This is a genomic window from Mucilaginibacter gracilis, from assembly GCF_003633615.1.
In the GTDB taxonomy this organism is placed as follows: Bacteria; Bacteroidota; Bacteroidia; order Sphingobacteriales; family Sphingobacteriaceae; genus Mucilaginibacter; species Mucilaginibacter gracilis.
In genome coordinates this window covers 2,442,440-2,468,939 of the sequence record NZ_RBKU01000001.1, presented here as the reverse complement: position 1 = coordinate 2,468,939, position 26,500 = coordinate 2,442,440, and the positions used below count along the sequence as shown (strand labels likewise).

The following is a 26,500-nucleotide window of genomic DNA, read 5'->3' as shown; positions in this document are numbered from 1 at the left end:
TATCGAATCTGTTTCATAACAGGTTCGATAGTGATTCGGTGTGAAAAAACCGACGATGTAATAAAATTCGATCTACACGTACCTACCCATGTCTTTAATTTTGGAAAAGATCAATGCTTTTCCAGTGAAGCAAAACGAAAAAGAAAGCTGGTATCTGTCACCCCTGCGGGAGGAAAATACTGCAAGTTTTCATGTGACCGGTAATCTCTGGCACGACTTCGGGGACGGCACCGGGGGCAATAGCGTCGATTTTGTTTGCCATTACTTAAAATGCACGCAGGAAAACAACACGGCTTCGGATGCCTTGCGCTGTATAAACAACATGACGGCAAATTCCAAGCCTTTGCTGATTATTCCTGATGTAGTGCCCAGAAATGCAGAGAGCGAGCGATCATTGGTTTTAACCAAGGCCCATGCCATTCAGGAACCATCATTGATCGCCTATCTGCAAAAGCGGGGCATATCCTTAAACTACACGCCGAAATGTCTGAAAGAAGTCCATGTGTACAATAAAAAAACACAAAAGAGCTTTTATGCTTTGGGCGTTAAAAACGAAGAAAATGGCTATGAATTACGGAACCCTAATTTCAAAGGCAATATCGGAACAAAGGATATTACCTTTATCCGGGGAACCATTCCCAAACCCGATAAAATACACCTGTTCGAGGGCATGTTTGATTACCTGACGTTCCTGACGATCATGAAAACCCGCAATCATACGGATGATATGATCGTTTTAAATTCGCTGTCCTGCCTGAATTTAGCGGTGCCCTACATTAAAAACTATGGCCCTCTTTAAAAAATGAAAAAGAACATGAAACGCACGCGCAAAAATGGCGGCGAAAAACGCGACCTTTTTTTTAGGTTTCGCGTAAACGCCGATGAAAAATTGACTTATCAGCAACAGGCGAAAAATAATGGCTTGTCGGTCAGTGATTACATGCGCAAGCGACTTGAGGGCCAAGATGAATTATTAGACCGAAGGGATTATTTAAGATTGCTTGCCGAGTTAAGCAAGCAAGGTAGTAACCTTAATCAATACGCAAAAGCAATGAATATATGGGTCAATATAGGCAATGACCCTCAAATTGAACCGGGAATGATCCGGCATTGTATAACAGAAATTACCCGACTAAGCCGGGAACTCATGGAAATTATCAAACATGCTAATCGCAGGAAAACCACGCGGTAACGCTTCACAGCTTGCCAGCTATTTATTGACAATGGGCGAGAACGAACGCATCTCAATTTTTGATGTAGATGGGCGCAATGATGCGGATGCATCTCATTTAAAAGATATGCTTTACAGCATGCAATTAAATAGCGAACTGACTCGCAGCGATAAGAGTGTTTACCATGCTTATATCAACCCTAACCCGGATGATACGACCGACCGGGCCATGACGATGGAAGAATGGCAACAGTCGATTGATATTCTTACCAAGCAATTAGGCTATGAAGATCAACGCCGGGTTGTGGTGCTGCATGAAAAACCCGGCGCACGTGTTCATGCCCATATCGTTTTTGAGCGATATAACCATGAGCGCGGCACAATGGCAACATACGAGCATAATTATAAAGCCCATGACCGGGCGCGGGCGGAAATGGAAAAGAAATTAAACCATAGGCCGACCCCGCAGAAGAACAAAAACCGCGACCGCCATAAACAAACTTTAACGGAGATATGGAAGCGCACAAATACGGCAGACGAGTTTTTAAGAGAAGCGGAAGCGAATAACTATAAAATCGCCAAAGGCACAGACAGGCCGTTTCGCGTGATTGATGCGGATGGTGTTTCATTCGATCTGGTGAAAAAACTGGATGGGATCAACACCAAAGAAGTAAGGGTGCGTTTTGGTGAAACGGAACTGATCCCGGAAAAAGAAGCGATCCGGGAAATGCAAGCGATCAAGCAGCAACGCAGCCATTTACAGGAACAAAAGCCCGTTGAAAATATCCCGTCCGGTTCTGCAAAAACACCTGCCCTTGAAACCACCGCACAGGATGACGCGCGGCAGAAGTTTTTGCAGAACGTGAAGGATGTCAGAGAACGCAACCGTTCCCTGACGCGTGAGATAACATGGTCCGTCTTGATTGCATTGCGGGTGTGTTTCTCATTCAAGGGAAATGCTGCCGATCAACGCGCGGTACAGAAACAAAAGTTTGTTTCCTGTGGCTATGAAATCACAACAAGCCTGCAACAAAAGCCGCCGGATAAAACGCTTGGCTTTATTGAAGCTGCACAATTTTACAAACCAACATAATTATTATTCACCTTTAAATTTTTTCAATCATGAAAGAGGAAACCAATGAAACCACAAACGCATCACAACCAACTGAAACAGAAATGAACGGCATGTATCAAAATGCATGGCTGGGTTTTCATGCAGATGCGCAGGAAGCCAAACAGGATTTAAACCGCCGCTATGCTAAAATGGTCAATACGTTTGGCAGCTATAAACAGATGCCGGACGGCGTGAAAGAAATCCTGAAAGAGGATTACGCGGCCCATAAAGCCAAATGGGGCGAAAATGGCGAAGAACAGCAAAAGCGTTTTGGTGCTAATGAACCAGAACCTATTCAATTAGCTGGCACCACCAAAACACAGCCATCGCCGGAACAATCGCAAAAAAGGCAGGAGTTTTTGCAAAAGATGCAGGCACAACGCCAGCCACAGCCAAGCCGCAGGATGGAATATGAGCGTTAAGGTTGTTGCGGCCCGACATCATGCAGGATGCCCCTGTACGGCGGCAAGATGCCCTGATCGATACGATTCTGATCGTATGCAAGGGGAACGTCGTACAGGTCACCGATCACTTTTTTTAAAAAGTTATCGATATAATCCCAATCATGGCCGATTGTTTTATGGGTTATCAGGTATTCAATAAAACCTTGAATAAGCAGGCGGATAAACGGCTCATTGGTAATGGCGTTTTTGTGCGGGTTATAATGGTCGCCTAAATAATGCATGAGGGCTTTACGGGCAAGATGACCAAAACGCGGCAGGCTTTTGGGATCGTGGAATAAAAACCGGTCGGAATATTGATCGCCATAAAACCATTTGGAACATTCCAGTACACCGTTTTTATCGCGGAACGTGTCCCAGAAAGAAAGTTCGTATTTATACATTAAAATATTCTCCCGATATTTATTGATAAATAATATCACAAAGAAATCCTAAACTCAATTATTATGAATGATAAAGAGGAAAAAATCCCGCTTTTTGTTAAGGATTACCTGAACAAAATGGAGTATGAGGGCTATCCCGATTTTGTGAAACTCTCCCGCGATTACTTTAAGGAGCGGGAAGATTATCCGGGTAAGTATGCCGAGCAAGCGGCTCATTTAAATGACCACAATCGCCGCACCGGACAAAACCGCCAATTAAATTATGAGGACGGGCTGAAAGGCATTGATACCAGATATAAGCAAAGTGCTTATCAAACAGCTAAACAACATGGGTATAAAGGCCCCGATCCGAACAAGCCCAGTGATAAGCAATTTACCAAACAGGGCGAGAAGTTTCAGGGCATGATTGATAACGTAAGGAAACGCCAGACGGAACGCGAACAAAACCAGGAAGCTTTACGAAGCCATGAAAAGAAAAACATCGAAACCTTAAAAGCGCAAAACCCTTATAAGCAAGAAGCCCCAAAGGTGGAATTTAAAGACATGGAACAGCCATCCGGCACAAAGCAACAAAGCAAGGAACAACAACGTGCCGCATTCCTTGAACAGGTCAAAAAAACAAGGGAACAACAGACACAAATACAACCGGGAAAACAACCGGAAATCTAAATCTGAATTTTGGGCGTGACCCGATGGGCCGGGTTTTGTGTTGCAAGTCCGCGCCCTCCGGGCTGTGGGCTTTTCACTGCAATCCCTCACGCATAAAAATAAAGCCCCGGCACACTCGCTGTTTCGGGGTTTTAACCTTATCACAATAGTGGCGGATGCCACCGGTAATAGAAGCTGGAAAGTTAAAAAATAAATTAAAACCAAAATTTCCAAATCGGTGTGTTTTAGAATTATTCATTTCGCCTGTTATAAATGCCGCCCAAACCACTTAAGGCTTTTTTCGATTGATATGCTGTTATCGTAGATATCGTGCCCTTCAACTTTCAAGTGCAATTTTGACAATTCTTGACGAAACAAATCAATCGTTTCTTGATTGTCATTTGGATTAAGCGTTTCCGAGAATACCACCAGAAACCCGCCCGGAATAATCACTTTCTTATTTGTATCGTTAACTTCTACGTGATAATACCTTTTGGGGTCAATTTCCAAGCTGTCTTCTATTCGATCGTATGTTTTCCCGTTTCTGGTGAATATCAATTTATCTACAGTGAATGGACCGACCCCGTTATTCTGCACATGAACAAATAGCGTTCCGTCACGATCCTCAAAATCAATCTGTGCCAATGGCTTGACCGATTTTTGGTTATGGACGCGTTGCAAATACGCTTGATAATAGGTAGTCAGCAAGGCAAGGAGCGAAAGAACAAGCGTAAGAACCACAGCCATTATTGCCACCGTAAAATAAAAAAAACGATTTCGGTTTGCTTATTACCAAACCATCCTCAATCCATGGATAAAAAGCCCGATTTTTCTGCGATAGCCAAAATCTAAATCTATTGATTTACAATCGGTTCGAAATTTCCATTAAACGATTTTTAACCAATTTTCATTCAAATATAGTGGATGGTTTAACGGTGAACAAAAAGAGATAGTCCATGAAGCAAGCGATTGGGTATTACCGGGTATCGACGGGCAAACAGGGCAAAAGCGGTTTAGGGCTGGAAGCACAACAAAGCGCGGTTGAGCATTATTGCAAAGCCAACGATTACCAGTTGCTGACGGAGGTGGTCGAAGTCAAATCAACACGGAAACACCGTGCCGGATTATTCGATGCGCTCGATTTGTGCAAACAGAACAAGGCAACTTTAGTAGTTGCACGGCTCGACAGGCTTGGGCGGGATGTTGAGCAGATTGCAAAAATATTTAACTCACGTTCTAAAATTGAAGTAAAAGTGGCCGATAATCCCCATGCTAATCGTTTTACGATCCATATTCTGGCGGCAGTTGCCGAAGATCAGCGCCAGCGGATCAGTGAAACGACAAAAGAAGCGTTGAAAGCTGCAAAAAATCGCGGTGTTGAACTCGGTAAAAATGGCAAATTATTTTTATCGGTGGCCAATAAACAGGCAGCGGAAGACTTTGCCCGGAAACTGTTCCCGGTTATACAGCGGTTAAAAAAACGCGGGATCGTTACAGGCCGTGCGGTTTGCGATGAATTAAATAAGAAAGGTGTGCCGACCTTCCGCCCCGGCGGCAAATGGCACCCAAGTTCCGTTCATACATTATTGACACGGATACATAAACAAGAGAAAGAATTAGAAACCATTTAATATAATTACCATGTTAACAACAAACAACAACATCCTTTTTGACGATCTTGCAACAATTAGTTCAGCCCAACTTTCCGGTAACTCCGCAGATAATTCCATCATGTATGGAGATTGCGGCAATAGGTTTGAAATAGAGACCTCTGTTAATGAAAATCTTGATTGTGTAGATAATCAAATGGATTCCTAAAACATGAACTCCTTGATACCGCAGAGATCTCCTGAACTGCTCATCAATCGCGTAGGCAATGGTTTTGCCTACGCGGTAAACTGTTCCTATCCAAATTCATTCCGGCTGTTGAACGATCGCCAATACGAAATATTACAGGCGGTAAACGGTGTCGATGATATTCAGGTAATTGCCGATAACTTGTCTATACCATCTGATACGCTGGAGCAATTTCTATCGATGCTTGGTAAAACCGAGATTGTCAGTTTCAACGGTTTTACCGTGCCGGAAAAACCATCCGCACCAAAATCATTGAATTTCTGGATACACACCACCAATGCGTGCAATCTTGGCTGTAGCCATTGTTATATTTCCACGCTGAACACGGGCAAAGGCATGACCGATGCGGTACGGCAACAATTGCTGCTTAAGTTATTAGAAGCAGTTAAATTAAAAGGCATCCGGCATATTAGGCTCCGGCTGGCCGGAGGTGAACCGATGGGGCAGTTCAATGTTTGGAAAACATTTATCCCCGAAGCCAAACAGGTTTTGGCCGATGCGGGATGCAAGTTTGATGTCGGCTTTGTTACCAATCTGACCATACTGAATGATGAGATCATTGCGTTTTCTAAGCAATACGGCATTGGATATGGCGTATCGCTGGATGGTGTAGAAGCCACGCACGATGCCACCAGAAGTTTCCGGTCAGGTTGTGGTTCATTCGGCATCGTTGATACCAATTTGCGGAAACTAATAGCGGCTGGTATTCCCGTGTCGGTTAATACTGTGGTAACCAACCTCAATTTAATTGGTTTGCCTGAATTGACCCGCTATTTGATTGCGCTTGATATTCCGTTTCGGTATTCGATTGTGAAAGGCGCACATATAGATGCGGAATTGCTGGATCAATATCTTTCAGCATCTTACACCATTATGCAAGAAGCCATACAAAATGGCTGGGCTTTTTCCAAACGCTACCAATTTTGCGACTTAAAGCCGAATGAGTTAGGTTTTCAAACCTGTGCATCCGGGTTCTCTGGCGGTGCAATTTATGTTGATGGCAGTTTCAAATATTGTCATGTACAATTCGGCACCGAAACACAATCTGCCTATTCCATTTTTGATGACGGTTTAGACCTTGTCGATATGATCGCAAGCGGTGAGCATCATGAGGATGATAAATCAGACGATTGCAAAAAATGCCGCTATCGTTCCGTTTGCACAAGCGGATGCCCTGTGTATCGCGTTGACGGCAAAGACCCGCAATGCAGCCTTTACCATCGATTTATCCCGAAATATTACGAATTACAGGCGAAAGAAAGATTAGCATTGATGCGGCGATGCAAAGTACTAAAACTGGAATGATTTAACTATTTATATATTTTAAATTATATAAGTGCAATGGCAATCGATAAACCTAAAAAATACAGCTATTTTATAGGGATCGATGTATCACGTAATGAACTTGATTTTGCCGTGCAGCAAGGCGGTATTTACCTTTACCACAAAGAAATCGGTAATCAAGCAGCCTCTATAACCGAGTTGGTAAATGAATTCAAGAACCTGCCGAAATTTATCATGAGCCGGGCGGTTTTCTGTATGGAAAGTACAGGCATTTATTGCAACATAGTGATTGCCGTACTTAAAAAGTTTAAAGCGAATATCGTTCAGGAAAGCCCCTTGCATATAAGAAATTCTTTAGGGAATATCAGGGGCAAAAATGACAAAGTAGATGCCATGCGTATCGCCGCATATGCTTACCGGCATCGGGACGAACTTAGGCTATGGGTGCCAAAAAGAAAGGTTGTGCAACAATTGGCTGATCTGTCCGCGCTTCGTGTAAGGCTAATGACTACACAGGTCGCACTTAAAAACCCGTTACTGGAACAAAAGGATTTTTTGAAAAAAGGGGCGGCTTCCGAAACCTATAATTTGTGTAAAAGAAGCCTTACCAGTATTGCGCTGGATATTGATTCTTTGGAGAAACATATTTCAGCGCTGATCGCAGAAGACGAACATCTCAAGCGGTTATTTGATATCGTTACTTCGGTAACATGCATCGGTTTGATTACAGCCTTGCAAATGATTATTCATACCAATGAGTTTAAAGATATTTCAACGGCTAAAAAATTTGCCTGCTATGCTGGCGTGGCACCATTTAAAAACGAATCCGGTGGATTTTTGCAACGGGCACGCGTCTCGCATATTGCCAATAAGAGGATGAAATCCTTACTGCACATCTGTGCCGTGGGCGCGTTAAGGTACGACAAGGACATTAAGATTTATTATGAGCGAAAGATCGCCGAGGGCAAACCGAAAATGTCCGTTATTAATGCCGTGCGTGTAAAATTAATCAACCGCGTTTTTACTTGCGTACATCAAAATCGGCTCTATCAAAAGGATTATAAAAGCGTTGATGTTTAGAACATATTTGATAGCGAATTAAAATATAACGGCGGAGGTTGAATTAGGACCAGTTCAAGGTTTATGACCTTAGTGAAGAAATAATTACTCCACCGTTATATTTTTATAAATTTAATAAGCTCACATTATAGCGGTGGAGGTCGAATTAGGATCAGTTCCGGGTTAATGACCCTCGTAAAGAAATAATTGCCCCGCCGTTATTTCAATTGAATTAATCAAAACGATAATATAACTGGATAAAACACACCAAAATGACCCCTTTTGGCCCACTCAAAAAGGTCCCCTTTGCCAGTTGAAAGATATAACGGCAAGGAGCATCATATTCCGTTTAAGATACCCGCTCTATAAGAGGATTTGATACCTGCCGTTTTTTCCCCGCGCGCTTTTGTGGCTTACGTCCTGCGGCACGTTTTTGTTTTTAGGGAGGATTGTTGTTGGATAATTATTCTCAAATACTATCAAGCAGTTTTTGCAGTTCCTTATCGGAAATATCCGCTTGTTCCGATTTATCGTAAATCGACAAAAGCAAAACCGTTGTTTCAACAACGGCGCAATGCGTTATAACACGAGCGCCGCCGGATTTGCCTTTTCCTTTCGAGGCAATGGCAAGCCTGATCTTGTAACAACCCTTGCCCATCGGCGTACCAGCCGTTGGATCGGTCTCCAGCAAATTGAAAAGGTTAGTGATTTCCTGCTTAAGAGAGGGGTATTTTTTGATGAGCCGTTTCAAATCCTTATCGAACGGCTCAATTGTAATGACATTATAACTCATTAAGCAATTCGGAAGCCGGGCGCGTCTTCAACTTGCCAGCCTTTACCTTTTCGAGGTTCTTAAAGGCTTTTTTAATGTGCATAATTTCTTCCAATATCGCGGCATTCGGCTCGGATATCGTTTTCGCCTTCACATAGGAATGTTGTTTAATCAGTTCCTTAAAGCTTGCAGCCTTGTTATCTGCTATTTCCACTAACATTTTCATCGTTTCACCTTTTATACAAATATATACCGAACGCAGGCAAAAGTCAATCATTTACCGTCTTTTCAGTATGTTAAAATAAAATAACTGGAAGCTTTCGCCCCCAGTTATTTTAGAACCCAATCACGGCATCGATTGCATCATCCGCTTTTTTGGTGGAAAAATTCGACTGGTAACCCATTGTGGTAAGCAGGCTTTCATGGCGGTATAGCTTTTGCAGCACCTTAGGATGGATTTCTTTTTCTTCGGCGCGTTGCGCAAAAGAGTGCCGCGCCTTGTGTTGCGAGGCGTTTTTGGTGCTGCCGATCATCACCATGATACTGCCCATTGCCTTATTCAGCCGCTTTACCACATGCGAGATCCTGCGGCGCAGTGCGAAACGGTCATCCAGTGATGGTAAATCTTTCAGGTAAGGGAATATCAGGTTATGCCTGTTATTAACTTTATCGCCGCAGCCATAGCGGTATTGCTCAATAATTGCCAAAGCCTTGCCCGGCACTTTCAACGAACCATGCTCGCCGTTTTTCGACATTTGATAATACAGTCTGCCATCCTGTAAATCCGTCCATTTCAGCAACAGGCAATCAGTGACCCGCATGCCTGCAAAAAAATATTCCGTCAGCCAAATATTGCGGGCATCGTTATAAATCGGCGTATGCCCGGACAAGTCCAATGTTTCAAGGTTGGCTATCTCGGTTTCACTTAAACCCACTTTGGCGGATTGAGGGAACCTGATGGTAACCTTGCCATGTGCCCCAAATGGGTAATCTTCTTTACTGGCAAGTTTTGCCGAAATCGCTCGATTATAAATCGTGCGGACAATAATCAGGTGGTTGGTAATTGTCCGTTCGCTTAATGGTTGTATCGCGCTTTTATCGCTGAAACGGTATTTTTTTGCCGATTTCAGAAATACAACATAACGCTGCATAAATTCTGAATTGATTTCCGGGAAAGTAACCTTGCCATCTTTGGCAAACTCATAAAAGCGTTTCAGCCGCGCTTTATCAGTTCTAATAACATCATAATTTCCGCATTGAAATTGTTCCTGCATATGCCGGTCGGCAATATCCCTGAAATAGACTATTCTTTCTTCAACAGGCTTTAATTCAGTTTTCACCGCCTTTGCTGAAACCTTGCCTTTGGTTTCCAGTTCCAATGCCTTATCATTGGCTTTGGCTAATTCCGTCAGCAGGAAATTGTTCAGGCGCGTTGCATTCGGATGCGTTTTTCTGACGCGTTGCGATTTTTCATCCCACTGGCTTAAACTGTCAAGTTTTTGTCCGGTGAGAATGTACTCCTGCTTACGATTGATCGTAATGCAAATTGAAATTGGAAACTTGCCGTCCTTGGCGGCGCGTTTCCTGATGTAAACCCTTACGGTTGCCATGATGAAAATGTGTTTAAAACCCTTCTTTATCTCCCGATAAAGCTATTAGTTTTGGTCATACAATGTTCATACAATGGCTGTATCAATATGTGATGTAGTGTGATGACCTGAAAGAGAAAACTGCGTTTAAACGCCATATGGGTATTTTTTGCATCGCCTCATTTCAATTGTGGCAACTTTCATAACCCTAAGGTCGGCAGTTCGATCCTGCTCCCCGCTACCAAACAGGCGAAAGCGGCAAAATCCAGATTTAATTCTGGTATGCCGCTTTTTTTATTGCCTATAACCTGCTGTAAATAAGCAATATACAAAAACACAAAATTTATTCGAGAAGTTCGACACCCATCGGTTTTCTTACTGTAACCTATGCCGCTTGGGAATAGCAAAAATTGAATCTTCTGTTTTGTGAAATAATCCCGATGAAGAAATAACCAGGCAACGGCATAATTGAGTTGCTTGCATTTTGGGAGTACAAATTTATTTGATCACTCCGACACGACACTTCCCCAAAATTTACTGAGCCAGATCAATTTTCGGGGTGACGAAAATCATTTGATCAAGAATGTTAAATCGACAGCTTTGAATAATCAAAATATTGATTATGAAAACTTTACTCTTAGCCACAGATTTTTCGGAAACAGGCAATCACGCCGTAAAATATGGTTATAGGCTCGCCCAGCAGTTACAGGCCAATGTTATGATATGCCATGCCTTTATGATTCCTGCCGAGTTGCCGCAGGTAGGTATTGTAGTTTGGCCGACAGAAGTTCATGAGGATATCCTTGAGGATAATGAAAACAAGCTGCAACAGATTAAGCAAGAATTGAAAAAGTCTGTCCACGGCACATTTATCCCTTCGGTTAAACTACTGAACGAGATTGGCCCTGTGGCGGAGGTCCTAAAAAATGCTGGTACTTCGGAAGCTGCAGATATGATTATCATGGGAACGCATCATGAAGGTATTAACACCCTCTTACTGGCCAATCACAGCAAGACCATGATCGACTACCTGAAAAAACCCTTACTGCTGGTACCTCCGAAAGCAAAGATTAGTTTGCCCGGAAAAATCTCTTTCGCCTCCGATTTCAGGCATCCCGGTCAGGATCTGGAGATGATACTTTCGTTGATGCCATTGATCAGGTCGCTTAATGCGGAATTGCATATCACTCACATCCAACCCACAGGACACCACTCGGAACACAAGCTCTGGGAAATCCAATTTTTGAATGATATCGTTCAGCGTTCTTCTTATTCTAAAATATCGACCAAAATAATTTCGGATGATAACCGTGTAGCGGCATTAGAAAAATTAAGTTCCGGCTTTGAAACTGACTTGTTGGTGATGGTACACCATCACCATGGTTTTTTTGAAGAGATCTTTAAAGGGAGTTATACCAAAAAAACCGCAAAAAACACTGCCGTACCACTACTTATACTTCATTCAAACGAATAGACCATGGAAAATCGATCTTATATTTTAGCGATGAATTGCGGTTCATCGGGCATCAAGTTCAGCCTTTTCAGTTCTGATAAATTAGAAGCTGAACTGACGGGGAGCGTTGAGCTGGCTGATACCGCTGAAAGTCACTTTAATATTACCAGTCGCAACGGGATGGTACTGGTCAATTACCCGATAGCACACCAGGATATACATACCGCGGTGAAGGAGATCGTATCATGGTTCCACCTTAACAGGCAGCATTATCCGCTTTCGGCAATTGGCCATCGTATTGTACAAGGCGGCCCGGAGCACAGACGGCCTTGTGTGATAGATGCGGACTTATTGAATAGTTTACAACATTGGGCCTACCTTGCCCCGAACCATTTGCCGGACGATATCAAGGTGATCAAAGCTTTCCGCAAACAGTTCCCGGATGCTTTGCACGTAGCGTGTTTTGATACTTTTTTCCATCGGGATATGCCGGATGTGGCCAAGTATTATGCATTACCGTCCCTTTACCGGGATAAGGGGCTCATACGGTACGGTTTCCACGGTATATCCTGCGAATATATCATGAACAAGCTCGGTACAATTTCGCCGGCAATAACCCAAAAAAAGGTCATTGTTGCCCACTTGGGCAACGGCTCAAGTATTACAGCCATACAAAACGGCCAAAGTGTGGAAACAACGATGGGCATTAGTCCATCTGGTGGTATCCTGATGGGCACCCGTGCGGGCGACATCGATCCGGGTGTCACCCTGTTTCTGTTAAAACATGAAAATCTGACAGTTACCGAACTGGATGACTTGTTGAGCAAACACGCCGGACTGAAAGCACTCGCCGGCCACAGCAATATGGAGTTGCTGTTAGCGAAAGAAGAAAACGATACGCGATCCGAAGAGGCGGTAAAAGCATTCTGTTACCAGGCCAGGAAAGCAATCGGTGCGTTAACTGCCGCCCTTGGCGGATTGGATGTCCTGGTTTTCACCGGCGGTATCGGTCAGCATTCGGCACGCATACGCGAACTCATTTGCGAGCCGCTTGATTTTCTGGGTATCAACCTTAACCCAAAAGCTAATCATCAAAACCGGGTTTTGATCTCTGCTAAGGGGGCAAAGGCAAAAGTATATGCTTTGGCCACACACGAGGAACAAATCATAGCCAGCCATACCAAACAATTACTTCAGCAACAAACTATAACAGATCATGACCGCACTAACCATTAACAGGACAGAACTAATACACGCCTACTGGCGCGCCGCTAATTATTTGGCAGTGGGGCAGATCTATTTGCAGGATAATCCCTTGCTGCTGGAGCCGCTCAAGCCTGAACATATTAAGCCTCGCTTGCTCGGGCATTGGGGCACTTCGCCCGGCCTTAACCTCATCTATGTTCACCTAAACCGTCTCATCAACGATACGGGAGCAAATATTCTTTACGTTTGCGGGCCCGGCCATGGCGCTCCTGCCATTGTGGCCAATACTTATTTAGAAGGTACGTATACCGAAATTTATCCTAGCATCGAACAAAACGCGAAAGGGATGAAAAAACTCTTCCGTCAATTTTCCACGCCGGGCGGAATTCCGAGCCATACCAGCGCTCATACGCCGGGTTCTATCCACGAAGGCGGCGAACTCGGTTATTCATTGGTACATGCCTACGGCGCGGTAATGGACAACCCCGACCTGCTGGCGGCCTGTGTGATTGGCGATGGCGAAGCCGAGACCGGGCCGCTGGAAGGTAGCTGGAAATCATTGGCGTTCATCAATCCTAAAACAGATGGAGCAGTGTTGCCAATATTACATTTGAACGGTTACAAGATTTCTGGCCCAACGGTTCTGGCACGGATGGAAGAGAACCGCCTCAGGTCCCTGTTCAGCGGATACGGCTACGAGGTTTTCCTGGTGGAAGGTGATGACCCGATGGTGGTTCACGGCTTGATGGCTGAAACGCTCGACTTTGTTTACCAGCGTATCAAAGCCATTCAATACAAGGCCAGGACGAGCAATGGTAGTAATACGCAGCACATCAGCTGGCCGATGATCATCCTGAGGACACCCAAAGGCTGGACCGGCCCGAAGGAATGGAAAGGGGTGCCTATAGAAGGAACTTTTCGCTCGCACCAGGTGCCGCTTACAGGCGTGCGGGAAGACCCGGAAAAGCTAAAGATGCTGGAAGAATGGATGCGCAGTTACCGGCCCGAAGAACTGTTTGACAACAAAGGAGCATTAATTCCTGAACTGGTGAACCTCATACCAGAAAATGGTAAACGAATGAGCGAACTGCCGTATGCTAATGGCGGTTTGTTATTAAAAGAATTGCTATTACCCGATTTTAAAAAATACGCGCTTCCCATCCGCCAGCCTGGCACGATAGAATCTGAAAGTACGCGCAACCTGGGAAAATACCTGAAAGATATTTTTAAACTCAATGCTAAAAATCGCAATTTCAGGATATTCTGTCCGGATGAAACGACATCCAACCGATTGGACGCGGTGTTCGAAGTAACGGAACGACGGTTTATGGAACAGATTATCCCGAATGATGATCATTTGTCTGTAGACGGGCGGGTAATGGAAGTATTGAGCGAACATTTGTGTGAGGGCTGGCTTGAAGGTTACCTGCTAACCGGCAGGCATGGACTATTCCCCTGCTACGAAGCTTTTGTAACCATTGTTGATTCTATGGTGAGCCAGTACGCCAAGTGGGTCAAAACATCGCGCGAACTGCCCTGGCGCAAACCGGTAGCGTCGCTTAATTATCTTTTGACCTCGCACGTATGGCGGCAGGATAATAACGGCTATAGCCACCAGGGCCCAGGCTTTATTGATACGGTTGTGAATAAAAAAAGTGCCGTAGTGCGTATTTATTTGCCGCCCGATGCGAACAGTCTATTATCCGTAATGGATCATTGCCTGCGCAGTAAGGATTATGTGAACGTGGTTATCGCGGGTAAGCAGCCCGAGCTGCAATGGCTCACGATGGACGAAGCAATTGAGCTATGCACTAAAGGAGCTGCCGTATGGCCATGGGTGGGGAATGATGAGGGCGGTATGCCGGATGTGGTAATGGCCTGTTCGGGCGATGTGCCGACTCTGGAAACCGTAGCCGCTGCCGAATTATTAATGGCCTATTTTCCTGATCTCAAAGTGCGGTTGGTTAATGTACTTGACCTGATGTCGCTATCGCCATTGGCCTATCATCCACACGGTATGAGCGAAGCGCTGTTTACCTCCTTATTTACGGATACAGCACCCGTTATTTTTGCATTCCATGGCTATGTCAGGATCATCCACGACCTGGTACATGGCCGCCCCGAACCGGCCAGGTTCCATGTACGGGGTTTTATGGAAGAAGGTACAACCACAACACCATTTGATATGGTGGTATTAAACCAGATGAGCCGCTATCACCTGGCTATGGAGGCGGTAAAACGGGTTGGCGGTTTGTCGGAGCAAGTCCCGGCGTTCATTGATTTCTGCGAAAAAAAACTGGTTGAGCATCACGAATACATATGCAAATACCTGGACGATATGCCGGAGATCAAGAACTGGAAATGGGGCGGCACTAAATAATATTCACTAAAAAAAGGTAAACTATGAAAAAGTCCAGATATTTCTATCGCATCATCAGCATGGCAGGGCTTGTCTTGTTATTAAGCGGCAACACACTATTGGCGGTACAAGCTCCACCCGCAGCTATCCGTAACCAGCTCATTATACAAAGCCGTTTCCTATACTATCCGGCAACGGTCAAAAGGTTTTATGCAGCCACAAATTACAAGCTGGCATGGGTTGCCCCAGATACTGTGAGTACTCATGCTTCGGATGCCATGTTACTTTTAGATTGCGTTCGGCAATATGGGTTAAACCACGCCGATTATCATCCCGCTCAATTATTATACAACAAGTTAAATACACTAACCACTCACTACGCACTGGCAAGCGCAAATGATAAAGCCGCATTTGATATTTTTCTGACAGATGCCATAATCAGGTTCGTTAATGATCTGCATTACGGCAAACTTAATCCGAGGTACACGGCAAAATTGCTGGATTCCCGCATTAACGATGGTGTTGCAGCCGAAACTGTTTTGAGCTTAGCTATCCACAGTAAAAATTTCATGGCTGCGATAGAGAATGTGCAGCCAAAGTCAGCGCAGTATCGGGAACTGCAGCGGCAGATGCATTTAATGGCCGGAGTATTGGTTGGTGATTGTTACGACTTGCCCGAAGCATCCCTACGGAATGTTGCGGTAAACATGGAACGTCTCCGTTGGTTTCCTATCAAAGGTAGCAGGTACGTACAGATCAATATCCCATCCTTTACCTTAAAAGTTCACCAGCAGGATACTGATCTTTCTTACCGCGCAATAGTTGGAAAGAAGCAAACGCCCACAGCAGTAGCATCCGGAAAATTAACGGCGATAAGCATTGGCGAACCCGTGCCGGATATCCGCCGATGGCTACCTTCTTTACTTAACGCGCCTACTTACACAGAAAAACATGCTTACCAAATTTATGACCGCGATGGCAGGCGCATGGAGCCTACAGCCGCAAATATAGCCGCGGCCCGGCAAAACCCTGCCAAGTATCGGTTAATCGCTCCACCCACTGATCCGAATTTAGACAATCAGATCAATTTCAAGGTGGATGGTGCTAATGTTATTCTGTCTGGCTCAGCAAGCGGGCGCTTGCTTAAAAACAGGCAATCAGCTTTAACAAATGGGTCAATCCGTGTGGATGGGGCAGACCAATTAGCAATGGGTTTGCTTGCACAATATGCAAACCAGGACAGTCCGGCCGAGCTTCGTAGCGCAATTAAAAATAAGCAACTACGCCAATACCGGCTTAAAGAGCCACTTCCAATTTATGTAACCTACCTTACCTGCGAGGTGAAAGATGGCTTGCTGCAAACTTACAAAGATGTGTATGGCAGAGATCAGCAAGTGGCTGAGGCGTTATATAGGGGTGCTCATGTAGTACCGGCATACCAATAAGGGCCCGGTTTGATGTAGAACAGCAAATTCAGTGATGCCGGTCATTTTGTAAAGGGTTATGTGTGCGGATATTTACAAAGCGCTTCCAAATGCCTCGCAAATGAAAACTATCCTTGTAATTAACGACCACTCACCCGAAGCAATACACGCGGCAAAGGTGGGCCTATTAATAGCCCAACACCATCATGCCGACTTATTGTTGGCTAACTGCCAGACATATGCCGGAAAAACGTTGGAAAGAGCCGTAGCGGGCGGCCTTTATAAAGACACGGGCTATGCCCGTAGTGAAAATTACCTGCTGGATGATTTACAGTGCTTCAATCAATCAGTAAATGGCTTTAAGCCGCAGATCAGCTTGGCAGAACTATCAGGAGCTGGTGAAGTTGCAATAGCGGAATTTGCAGCGAAGAACCAAGTAGAAATGATTGTATGCGGAGTTATGCCCGATGCCGGGAATCCCCGGAGTAAACTAAGCAACAGCAAGCTTTTAAAAAAAATTAATTGCCCTTTATTGCTTGTGCCTTATGGCTGGGAAATAAAAAACATAGAGCGTATGTGTTATATAGCCGAACTACGATACTGTAGGCTTGACGTTGTAACCTACCTGGCCCATTTTGCGGCGCCCTGGCCGGCTGATGTATCTATTGCACATTTATGTGCCAAAAGCTTACCAGAGATGGAAGCTAAATATGCGCAAACCGTTTTTGAACAGCAGTATCAAAATAAGGTAAATTATCCGCGCTTGCTGTTTACCCCTGTTGGCGAGCGCGATGTACGCCTTGCCGTAGATGTATTTATCCATGCGATGAACACAGATATTTTGGTGCTGGTTAATCAATGTTTTCATTTCCAGGATGCTTTGGGAGGCTCCACCGTTGACCATTTCCCTGCGCACATAACGGTACCGTTGCTTATTTTTCCATAAGTCAATAAGCAATGCTATGCCATCCTCAATCTCCTCAAAACTTTTGGAGCGTTCCGGGGGATTAGATTCAGCAAATCGTGTTCTAACTCAGGCTAAATAGTGACGGCGGTCATTACATACAAGCATATTAAAGCAGAATTTTACAAGCACCAACTACCAGCATACGATCAAAGTAACCGTCATGAAAAAATTCATTTTAATTTTCCTTTCCCTCAAACTCAGACGGCTTAAAAAAACCATAACCCTATTATAATTGAGTACCGATGAACAGCTTGGTAACCAAAACAAGATCATTTTTAAACGAGACAGGCAGTATATCCAAATTCACGGCACGCTTTTTTTCCGTGGGGATACGCCCGCGTTACGAAGTAAAGGAACTGCTAACTCAAAGCTATGTTATCGGCTACCGGTCACTTCCATTAATCGCCTTAACAGGGTTTATCATGGGCCTGGTACTAACGATGCAACTGAGACCATCACTGGTGGTTTACGGAGTTGAGTCTAAGCTCCCCATCATGATCGGGATAGCTATCGTGCGTGAGATCGGCCCGGTTATTACGGCGCTCATCTTTGCAGGCAAAATAGCCAGTAGCATAGGCGCTGAACTCGGTTCAATGAAGGTTACCGAACAGATAGACGCGATGGAAGTTAGCGGCACCAATCCCTTTAAATACCTGGTAGCTACCCGTGTGCTGGCTGCAACATTAATGCTGCCGGTACTAACCGTCCTTGGCGACGCGATCTGCTTATTTGGCGCTTACATCGGCGTAAACATGCATACCGTAACAAGCTACCGCCTTTTTATTGCGCAGGTATTTGAGGACCTATCCTTCGGTGATTTTGTTCCTGCATTCATCAAAACCTTCTTTTTTGGTTTTGCCGTAGGCCTTATCGGTTGTTACAAGGGCTATTATTCGAGTAAGGGCACGCGTGGCGTGGGCAATTCTGCCAACACCGCGGTTGTACTGGCATCAGTCATGATCTTTGTGATCGATCTGCTTGCTGTTCAGATCACCGATCTTTTGGGTTTAAACTGATAAACAGATGAAAACCACCGAACTTAACCCCCCCACCCCATCCCCTGTTGAAGGATTTGAAAAGCCAGTCATCCTAATCGAACATTTATATAAATCGTTCGGCAACCTCACGGTGCTTAACAACTTTAACCTGGTTGTGAACAGGGAAGAGAATGTGGTTGTACTTGGAAAATCAGGTTCCGGAAAATCGGTGCTCATCAAATGTATTATCGGCCTGCTCAAACCAGAAAGCGGGAATATATTAGTTTTTGGTGAGAATGTACCTGAGCTGGCTCATGACGAACTTGACCGGATCAGGACGAAGATCGGTTTCCTGTTCCAGGGGAATGCACTTTATGATTCCATGACGGTCCGCGAAAACCTGGAGTTTCCGCTGCGTCGCCACTGGATCGATTTTTCGCAGCAAAAAGTAGACGAACTGGTGATGGAGGCACTCAACAACGTAGGATTACCGCATACTGTTGACATGATGCCCGCGGAACTATCCGGTGGAATGTTAAAACGGGTTGCACTTGCCCGAACGCTGATCCTTAAACCGGAGATTATTTTATATGACGAACCTACAACGGGCCTCGACCCGGTTACCGCCCGCGAGATTGACACCATGATCATCAGCCTCCAAAAAAAATACCACACCACTTCCATCATTATTTCGCACGATATGAACTGCGTGAAAAACACGGCCGACCGGGTAGTGCTACTTGCCGCCGGAAAGTGTTATGCGGAGGGAACTTATGCCCAGTTCGAGGCCTCGGCAGACGAAAATATCAAACAGTTTTTTGAATAAAAATCATGGCAAACGAAACATCAAATAACACAAAACTGGGAGTATTCGTACTCGCGGGGCTTATTGCGCTTATCGCGACATTTTATATGATCGGTAAGAACCATAATCTGTTCGCCGGGAGTTTTGAGCTGAGAACCCGCTTCCCAAACCTCAACGGACTGATTGTGGGTAACAACGTGCTCTTTGCCGGCATCCAGGGTGGTACGGTAAAAAGTATCAGGCTGATCAATGATACTTCGATCGAGGTAACGATGACCATCGATGACAAGGTGAGTCCATTCATTCACAAAAACGCACTGGCCGCCATCGGCACCGACGGCCTTATGGGTAACAAGGTGGTCAATATTTCGGCTGTCAAAACTCAAAGCCCGCTGGTACAAAGCGGTGATATGCTGGCCACAAAGAAAATGCTTAACACGGAAGAAATGCTGCAGACACTCTCAAAAACCAATAGCAATATCGCTCTCATCTCCGAAGGTCTTAAAACTACGGTTCTCCGCATAAACGAAAGTTCTGTTTGGGGCGTATTGAACGATAAAGATGTTGGTATTAGTTTGAAGACATCTTTAAACAACATCGTTAAGGCAACGGGCAATGCCAACCAAATAACGCTGGCTATAAACCATATGGTAATACAGGCCAAAAATGGAAAAGGTACGCTTGGTGTTTTGTTGGCCGATACGGTAACAGGATCAGAGCTAAAACAAGCGATTAGCCAAGTTAAAGCTGCCGGCGCAAACTCAAAACAAATGACCGCGGGCCTCAATACATTGGTACAAAACCTGAACAAAGACCTCGCCAGCGGCGATGGGCCGTTACATATGCTGCTTAAAGATACAGCCGTGTCCAATGATCTTAAAAAGAGCATGGAAAACATTCAAAAAGGCACTGATTCATTTAACCAGGATATGGAAGCCCTGAAGCACAACTTTTTGTTCAAGGGCTACTTTAAAAACCTGGAAAAAGAAAAGTTGAAACAGCAAACCAAAAAGAAGTAACGCGCACCTGAAAAAGAAATTCAGAGCTATAACCGACTGAACGGAATCGCTTTTCTAAAATAGCAAAAAAACAAATATTCCCCTCGCTTTTGAGTATAGCAAGGGGAATAAAGTTTAAGGTTTAACTTCGAATTCTTTTGATAAACGGATATTTTCAGATGAGCTGCCAATCATCACCTTAAACTTTCCGGGTTCAACTGTCCAGTTCATATTGCTATCCAATAAAGCCAAATCGTCGGGATGTAAAGTAAATGTAACACTCTTTTTTTCTCCCGGATTAAGCGGTACACGCTCAAAGCCCCGCAGGTCAAATTCATAGGTGGTTACGCTGCTTAATTCGTCTTTCAAATAAAGTTGCACTACTTCGTCACCGGCAACACGGCCTGTGTTAGCAATGTCCACCGTAACTTTAACTTCACCCTGAGCATGCTCGGTCTCGGGCGTTATGGTAAGGTTACTATATTCAAACGTGGTATAACTTAAGCCAAAGCCAAATGGATATAAAGCACCGTTAACACTACTTTTACCGTAACCATTGGGGCCAGAGGTTGGCTGATTTGCCTGCGACGCCGGTTTGAATGGAAAATTCAATTCAATCTGCCCTGTAGTTTTTGGAAAAGTGATCGGCAGTTTTCCACCCGGGTTATTATCTCCGAATATTGTTTCGGCAATAACCTGCCCGCTTTCGTTACCAGGGAACCAGGCTTCTAAAATTGCAGGCAAATATCTATTTTCCCAGTTAATGGTAAGCGGCTGGCCGTTCACCATAACCATCACAACTGGCTTGCCTGTAGCATGTAAAGCCTGGAGTAGCTTAAGCTGCCGGCCCGGTAAGCCTAAGCCTGTGCGCGATAAACCCTCGCCCACCTGCCCAACACTTTCGCCAACCACGGCTACAATTACATCAGCTTGTTTAGCAAGGTTTACTGCCGAATCTATTTTAGCCTGCTCAATTGCCGACAAGGGTGTTTCTATGATCTCGCTTTCAGGCCAAGTTGGGTCGGTTACATCACATCCTTTAGCGTAAGTAACATTTGTAGCTTTCCCAACGTAGTTTTTTATTCCATCAAGCACACTGATCACCGGGTTATTTGACGGACCGTAACGGCTAACCGCGTAAGCTTTATCGGCCGCGAGCGGCCCCGTGATAAAGATATTTTTGAGATTATTTTTATTTAATGGCAAGCTATTGTTCGCATTTTTTAACAATACTATTGCTTCGCGATTCATTTTTAAACTCATTGCCGTTGCATCCGCATTATGAACAAGAATATCGGCCGCTTTTGTATCAGGCACGTAAGGGTGGTCAAATAATCCCAGTTTAAATTTAACCTTCAATACATCCGCCACCCTCAAATCAAGCAGCTTCATCGATATTTTTCCTTCGGCAACTAATTCACGCGCGGGCAGTATATAAGTTTGCGGCATGGTAAAATTAGTACGCACATTTAAACCTGCTTCCATGGCCTGGCGCACCGCTTCCTTAATATCTGCGGCTACATGGTGTTTACTGTACAGCTGCTCCAGGGCTTCACTATCCGAAACAACATATCCTTCGAAACCATATTTTTCACGCAGCAGTTCAGTTAAAAAATAATGACTGCCGGTTATCGGTACACCGTCGTAATCGTTATAGCTGCTCATAACGCCTAAGGGGTGGGCTTCCTGTATAACCCTCCTAAAAGGGTATAGATATAGCTGATGCATTTCACGAGGTGCAACATGGGGGTCTGTACGCACATTACCGTCCCTTCCACCCTTCGGAATGCTGTATACTGCATAATGTTTCAATGTTGAGGCCACACCTTCCTCTTGTATCCCTAGCACCATTTGTTTTCCTAATTCGGCAATATGGAAAGGGTCTTCCCCATAACATTCAACCACCCGTCCCCACCGCTGGTCGCGTGCGGGGTCCAATATGGGCGCATATACGTTAGTGTATCCTAAGGCTTTCGCTTCGCGTCCAACAACCTGGCCGGCTTTTCGCACCAATGCCTTGTCCCAGGTGCTGCCAATGCCAATAGGTGCCGGCAAGCCGGTTGCCCTGTCGTGGTTAAGACCATGAATACCTTCGTTTGTAAAATCCACGGGGATACCTAAGCGTGTTTCTTCAACAAACCATTTCTGTATGGTATTGATGGCGCCGGCGTGCTTGCTGTATGGGTAGCTGTATTGTGTTGGCGCACGATCGGTACGCGAGGCGAGGCCGTTCAGTTCCTCATCTATATTAGCTATCCCATCTTTCCATACTTCATTTTTCCAGGATGCTGCTGGCATTTCTTCTTTGAGTACGCGTTTATAACCATACAGGGTGGCCAGTTGGCAAGTTTTCTCATCAACTGTCATCTGCGAAAGCAGATCTTTTACCCGGACTTCAATAGGCTGTTTTGGATCTTCAAAGAGATCCATTTTTCCGTTTTTATTGAAATCAACCCAGCCCTTATGATAGATTGAATTGGTTTGTGCCCGGGTATCAACTGCAACAATGGTAAAAAGTAAAATAGCAAGCGTAGTTTTTAACATATAATTTTAAATATATTTTATTAAAGCGTTGAAAGAGGATTTAGAAACAAGCCGTCGAAGAAATAATTCCAGGCGGCCTTCTTTGCATAATTCAAGTCATAAAGGGTAGCACTGTTTTTTTGTGTTTGCGGGCTATAATTAAATGTTGTGCCCGAATCCTTATCACCCACACTCCAGGTGGTTATACCGAAACGCTGAGCAGCAGGAACATATTTCCTGTACAACATAGGCACATGTTTGTACAACGAATCCTGTAAGCCTAACTGAACCGGGTTTGGGATGTATACGGTTGCCGGTTGATCTGCCAGTTTAACGTCCATCTCAGATATATGAACCAACAATCCGGTAGACGCCATCTTCACTATAGCGGCTTTGATTAATGATTCGTCGGCATTATAATCAAGGTGCATTTGTATGCCTATTCCGTCAATAATTGGTTTGCCATTATAAGAATATGTTTTGAGGTCCATTAACAACTTATAAATAGAGTCTCGTTTTACGGCAAGTTTTTCAATATTATAATCATTGTAAAAAAGCTTCAAATTCGGATTATGGTTTTGTTCGGCTGCCATACGGGCATAAGTAAACGCTTTTTTAATATCGTCCTTACCGATATTGCGGCGCCAGATACTTCCCTGGTCATCTCCGTTGCTGGCATCAATATTTTTCGCGTTGCGAATATTGCCGCTATCGTATATCGCTTCGTTAACCACATCCCATGATTTTACAATCGGCGTCATCCCGTCAGCCTCAAATTGTGTACTATAGTATTTAACCACTTCTGTGATGTGACGTTTCAAAAGCGTATCGAATAAGGCTGGTTGGGCTGTACCGGTTTCGTAAGCGGCTATCCACGCCGGATTACTCTTGTGCCACACCAGGTTATGACCATGAATGCGGATGTTATTGGCCTTGGCAAAGGTTAACAGCGCTTTAACGGTATCAAAGCTAAAACGCCCTTCCGAAGGCTGCAAAAACCTCACTTTCATGTTGTTTTCGGCAGTAATACTGTTATATTGCGTAGGCACAAGGCTTAAAAATGCTGAATTGGTTAAGAAACCAAGGTTTATGGATGCCCCAATAACAATATCAGTATTTGCTTGTTTTAAAGTGGTATAAACTACAGTATTGGTAGTGCCGTCTGTGGGCGTGGTAGTTTTGGTGCCACCATCTTTGGAATCGCTCTTCGAGCATCCCAAATACAATACACTCAACAATAAAACTTTGGTAAAAGTGCTTTTCATAAAATGGTAATTAATTTTTTATAATTGGTTTACAAAAATTGGTAATGTTTTAAAAAAGCGGGTTACATAAACAGACTTATTTAGGTAGTCAAAACGCCTTTTTATCCGGTACATGTAATCAAACCCGTACTCGCATTATTGTCAATAAAGATGCCCGTAGCAGACTCTTTTCTGCCGCGGGCATCAATATTTATCATTTCGTTATAAAAGCTTACTTTAAAAACCAGCTAGAATTGTATCGCCTAAACCATTGTAAAATTTGGTCCATCCGGCTTTTTTACTCCAACCTGGCAAACTCCATATTTCGGCGCTGTTTTGTTGTGTTTTATTGGGTTTTATTTCTCTTGTCAAAAAAATCGATTAGCGAATATGCCTGATCATTCAGTTCCTTCATTTTATTGGTTAAAGGCGTATAACTCTTATAGTGAATATCCAGGATGCCTTTGTTGGCGTCGGTATTGGACGGATCGACGTTTTTATTTGCAGGGTCGTTGTCCTGGTATTTAAACCAGTGCCAGCCAACACAATTCACCGATTCCATTAAACCCAGCGTAAAGTTTTGATAAAATAAGCCACGGTCGTCCTGGGTTTTTACCACCCAGCCCGCGCCTGCAAAATTACCCATACCCGAATCTTCGCCTTTGGTGTACCATTCCGTTATCAGGAAAGGCTTACCGGCCCATTCACCCCAGTGCTGCATATCTGCCACTTGCGGCGTCCATTGATTGTAGTAGTTGATGGATACGGCGTCGAGGTATTTACCGGCCGCTTTCAGCACTTCAGGAACGCTTTTAGGATAGCCATTAAAGCGGCATCCAATATACATATGGTTAGGGTCGTATTTTTTTATTGCCTTGGCTACCTGCGAAAAATAACGTTCAGCTACAAAGCCTAAAAATTGATTGCGGTAAATATCATTAATGCTGTCCCGGCTGATATGGTGCTCTTGTAACCATTTCCTGGCCGATAAATAACCAATATCTGTGGTATCTTTCTTCGATAAAAAATTATCCAGAGTTTTTCTGTAAAAAGGCAGTTCATTGTCCGAAAAATAACCGTACAAATTTTTGTCGTTTTTATTTTTTGCCAGTTGTTTTGCGTAAGTGTCACAATAAGCTTCAAACTCCTTATCAAACACAAAAATCGCATCGTCTGGGTAGCCCAAGTGGCCCGATTGCTGGTATGCGCCTTTTTTCCGCCCGTAACTTCCCATAAAATCCATGCTTACCGTATAGGCCATAGGCCTGATAGCTGCCGGCAAACTTTTAAAATCCTCCACAGACGACCAGGCACCCAACCCGTTGAAGCCGAGATTTTCTAACATTTCGGTTGTTTTTACCGCCCAATCCTTAGACCCCGAAAACTGATTATCAAACCCGTCCTTAGCATTTCCCGAACGGCTCATCACCACATTATTCATTCCTTTATGAATAAAACAGTATCCGTCAGGATCAATGGACCACCACCTGCCGTTAAGCTTTTCTACATGATAAAAGCCGGTAAATTTTCCATGCATATCCATACGGCCACCATACTTATCCAATTTTATTTTGTCGTTCGGCTGGTAACCGATCAGGGTATTTAAAGCGCGAGTGGGGTATTCTTTATATTCACTAAATCCGGGAGGCTTGCCGCTCCCCTGGTTAGATATTTTGGAACTTACCTTTAAGGTATATTCGCTAGCTGTTTGCGCGTAAACGGGGCTCGCAAAAAAGAGCACTGATAACAGGATAACTTTCTTTATCATTTATATAGGTTTATTATTTAAAAACTAACAACGGGCCATTGCAGCTTACCAGCCACATACCAGTGGTAATAAGCACTTATAACCTAAAATTTATTAATAGCTTTAATGGGCTTTCTATTAATTGGTGTCGCAAAACTGCGATGATTTAACATTGGGCGTGAGGCACAAACCGACTTTTTTAAGGGGCTAAAAAGCCTTTATTGGAGTTTCCGACTTAAAATGTTTTTTCAAAAAACAGACTATTGCTGAGTTTCCGTTAAAGTATCATATAAAGCGTTAATTACATGGGGACAGTAATTTCCGGCTTTTATTGATATAGAATTTTGTTGAGAATTTATCTTTAACGGAACCTCCTTATCGCGGCAAGCGATACGAATTGAGGCAATCTAAAAAAACGATGGAGCAGTTTTAAACCCCCTTGTCTTATCTGTAAAATCA

At 44.1% G+C, this 26,500-nt stretch carries 26 protein-coding genes; 17 read left to right on the top strand and 9 right to left on the bottom strand.

Annotated features, from left to right (window positions below):
• Positions 1–88: 88 nt before the first annotated feature.
• The 4 genes from BDD43_RS10540 to BDD43_RS10525 are packed head-to-tail and all read left to right on the top strand — an operon-like array spanning position 89 to position 2,707.
• Positions 89–799 (top strand): hypothetical protein, encoded by a 711-nt coding sequence (locus BDD43_RS10540; protein ID WP_121197639.1) that lies wholly within the window; start codon positions 89–91, stop codon positions 797–799.
• 3 nt (positions 800–802) lie between these two features.
• Entirely contained in the window at positions 803–1,192 is a 390-nt protein-coding gene (locus BDD43_RS10535; RefSeq protein WP_121197638.1) for a plasmid mobilization protein, read from the top strand.
• Between the two features lie 31 nt (positions 1,193–1,223).
• On the top strand, positions 1,224–2,264 hold the full coding sequence (locus BDD43_RS10530) for a relaxase/mobilization nuclease domain-containing protein (RefSeq protein WP_121197637.1): 1,041 nt from the start codon (positions 1,224–1,226) through the stop codon (positions 2,262–2,264).
• A 29-nt stretch (positions 2,265–2,293) separates the two neighbouring features.
• Positions 2,294–2,707 carry a hypothetical protein gene (locus BDD43_RS10525; RefSeq protein WP_121197636.1) on the top strand — a complete coding sequence of 138 codons (414 nt, stop codon included), beginning with the start codon at positions 2,294–2,296 and terminating at the stop codon, positions 2,705–2,707.
• Here BDD43_RS10525 and BDD43_RS10520 read toward each other — a convergent pair.
• Positions 2,704–3,129 carry a hypothetical protein gene (locus BDD43_RS10520; protein ID WP_121197635.1) on the bottom strand — a complete coding sequence of 142 codons (426 nt, stop codon included), beginning with the start codon at positions 3,127–3,129 and terminating at the stop codon, positions 2,704–2,706. The genes BDD43_RS10525 and BDD43_RS10520 overlap by 4 nt on opposite strands.
• Before the next feature lie 63 nt (positions 3,130–3,192).
• Here BDD43_RS10520 and BDD43_RS10515 point away from each other — a divergent pair, with 63 nt between their 5' ends.
• Positions 3,193–3,798: a hypothetical protein gene (locus BDD43_RS10515; protein ID WP_121197634.1), complete on the top strand. Its 606-nt coding sequence runs from the start codon at positions 3,193–3,195 to the stop codon at positions 3,796–3,798.
• Between the two features lie 73 nt (positions 3,799–3,871).
• Here the strand turns inward: BDD43_RS10515 and BDD43_RS30005 are convergent, their stop codons facing one another.
• Positions 3,872–4,036, bottom strand: a complete 165-nt coding sequence (locus tag BDD43_RS30005; protein WP_162847033.1) for a hypothetical protein — start codon at positions 4,034–4,036, stop codon at positions 3,872–3,874.
• Positions 4,037–4,044: 8 nt separating this feature from the next.
• Positions 4,045–4,524, bottom strand: coding sequence for a hypothetical protein (locus BDD43_RS10510; protein ID WP_121197633.1), 480 nt, complete (start codon positions 4,522–4,524; stop codon positions 4,045–4,047).
• Between the two features lie 209 nt (positions 4,525–4,733).
• On the opposite strand from BDD43_RS10510, the gene BDD43_RS10505 reads away from it, so the two are divergent.
• The 4 genes from BDD43_RS10505 to BDD43_RS10495 are packed head-to-tail and all read left to right on the top strand — an operon-like array spanning position 4,734 to position 7,998.
• Positions 4,734–5,408 carry a recombinase family protein gene (locus tag BDD43_RS10505; RefSeq protein WP_121197632.1) on the top strand — a complete coding sequence of 225 codons (675 nt, stop codon included), beginning with the start codon at positions 4,734–4,736 and terminating at the stop codon, positions 5,406–5,408.
• A gap of 10 nt (positions 5,409–5,418) precedes the next feature.
• On the top strand, positions 5,419–5,595 hold the full coding sequence (locus BDD43_RS30000) for a hypothetical protein (protein ID WP_162847032.1): 177 nt from the start codon (positions 5,419–5,421) through the stop codon (positions 5,593–5,595).
• 3 nt (positions 5,596–5,598) lie between these two features.
• Entirely contained in the window at positions 5,599–6,939 is a 1,341-nt protein-coding gene (locus BDD43_RS10500; RefSeq protein ID WP_246001531.1) for a radical SAM/SPASM domain-containing protein, read from the top strand.
• 36 nt (positions 6,940–6,975) lie between these two features.
• Positions 6,976–7,998, top strand: a complete 1,023-nt coding sequence (locus BDD43_RS10495; protein WP_121197631.1) for an IS110 family RNA-guided transposase — start codon at positions 6,976–6,978, stop codon at positions 7,996–7,998.
• A gap of 448 nt (positions 7,999–8,446) precedes the next feature.
• Here BDD43_RS10495 and BDD43_RS10490 read toward each other — a convergent pair whose 3' ends face one another.
• From BDD43_RS10490 to BDD43_RS10480, 3 genes are all read right to left on the bottom strand, one after another.
• Entirely contained in the window at positions 8,447–8,770 is a 324-nt protein-coding gene (locus BDD43_RS10490) for a type II toxin-antitoxin system RelE/ParE family toxin (protein WP_121197630.1), read from the bottom strand.
• The gene (locus BDD43_RS10485; protein WP_147425608.1) at positions 8,760–8,975 is read right to left on the bottom strand and encodes a hypothetical protein; all 216 of its coding nucleotides are present in this window, start codon (positions 8,973–8,975) and stop codon (positions 8,760–8,762) included. Before BDD43_RS10485 ends, BDD43_RS10490 begins: the two co-directional genes overlap by 11 nt.
• A 109-nt stretch (positions 8,976–9,084) precedes the next feature.
• The gene (locus BDD43_RS10480) at positions 9,085–10,359 is read right to left on the bottom strand and encodes a site-specific integrase (protein ID WP_121197628.1); all 1,275 of its coding nucleotides are present in this window, start codon (positions 10,357–10,359) and stop codon (positions 9,085–9,087) included.
• A gap of 601 nt (positions 10,360–10,960) precedes the next feature.
• Here BDD43_RS10480 and BDD43_RS10475 point away from each other — a divergent pair.
• The 8 genes from BDD43_RS10475 (at position 10,961) to BDD43_RS10440 (ending at position 20,548) form a co-directional block, all read left to right on the top strand.
• Positions 10,961–11,812 carry a universal stress protein gene (locus BDD43_RS10475; protein WP_121197627.1) on the top strand — a complete coding sequence of 284 codons (852 nt, stop codon included), beginning with the start codon at positions 10,961–10,963 and terminating at the stop codon, positions 11,810–11,812.
• Between the two features lie 3 nt (positions 11,813–11,815).
• Positions 11,816–13,027 (top strand): acetate/propionate family kinase, encoded by a 1,212-nt coding sequence (locus BDD43_RS10470; protein WP_121197626.1) that lies wholly within the window; start codon positions 11,816–11,818, stop codon positions 13,025–13,027.
• Positions 13,008–15,377 (top strand): phosphoketolase family protein, encoded by a 2,370-nt coding sequence (locus tag BDD43_RS10465; protein WP_121197625.1) that lies wholly within the window; start codon positions 13,008–13,010, stop codon positions 15,375–15,377. Before BDD43_RS10470 ends, BDD43_RS10465 begins: the two co-directional genes overlap by 20 nt.
• Before the next feature lie 23 nt (positions 15,378–15,400).
• Positions 15,401–16,801 carry a L,D-transpeptidase scaffold domain-containing protein gene (locus BDD43_RS10460; protein WP_147425607.1) on the top strand — a complete coding sequence of 467 codons (1,401 nt, stop codon included), beginning with the start codon at positions 15,401–15,403 and terminating at the stop codon, positions 16,799–16,801.
• Positions 16,802–16,901: 100 nt separating this feature from the next.
• A complete protein-coding gene (locus tag BDD43_RS10455; protein WP_162847031.1) occupies positions 16,902–17,726 on the top strand; it encodes a universal stress protein in 825 nt (274 codons plus the stop codon).
• 263 nt (positions 17,727–17,989) lie between these two features.
• Positions 17,990–18,763, top strand: coding sequence for an MlaE family ABC transporter permease (locus tag BDD43_RS10450; RefSeq protein ID WP_121197622.1), 774 nt, complete (start codon positions 17,990–17,992; stop codon positions 18,761–18,763).
• A 7-nt stretch (positions 18,764–18,770) separates the two neighbouring features.
• Positions 18,771–19,550: an ABC transporter ATP-binding protein gene (locus BDD43_RS10445; protein ID WP_121197621.1), complete on the top strand. Its 780-nt coding sequence runs from the start codon at positions 18,771–18,773 to the stop codon at positions 19,548–19,550.
• Between the two features lie 5 nt (positions 19,551–19,555).
• Positions 19,556–20,548, top strand: a complete 993-nt coding sequence (locus tag BDD43_RS10440) for an MlaD family protein (RefSeq protein ID WP_121197620.1) — start codon at positions 19,556–19,558, stop codon at positions 20,546–20,548.
• A gap of 114 nt (positions 20,549–20,662) precedes the next feature.
• Here the strand turns inward: BDD43_RS10440 and BDD43_RS10435 are convergent, their stop codons facing one another.
• The 3 genes from BDD43_RS10435 to BDD43_RS10425 form a co-directional block, all read right to left on the bottom strand.
• Positions 20,663–23,071, bottom strand: coding sequence for a glycoside hydrolase family 3 N-terminal domain-containing protein (locus BDD43_RS10435; protein WP_121197619.1), 2,409 nt, complete (start codon positions 23,069–23,071; stop codon positions 20,663–20,665).
• Positions 23,072–23,091: 20 nt separating this feature from the next.
• Positions 23,092–24,315: an endo-1,4-beta-xylanase gene (locus BDD43_RS10430; RefSeq protein ID WP_121197618.1), complete on the bottom strand. Its 1,224-nt coding sequence runs from the start codon at positions 24,313–24,315 to the stop codon at positions 23,092–23,094.
• A 325-nt stretch (positions 24,316–24,640) separates the two neighbouring features.
• Positions 24,641–26,062 (bottom strand): agarase, encoded by a 1,422-nt coding sequence (locus BDD43_RS10425; RefSeq protein ID WP_121197617.1) that lies wholly within the window; start codon positions 26,060–26,062, stop codon positions 24,641–24,643.
• Between the last annotated feature and the right edge of the window lie 438 nt (positions 26,063–26,500).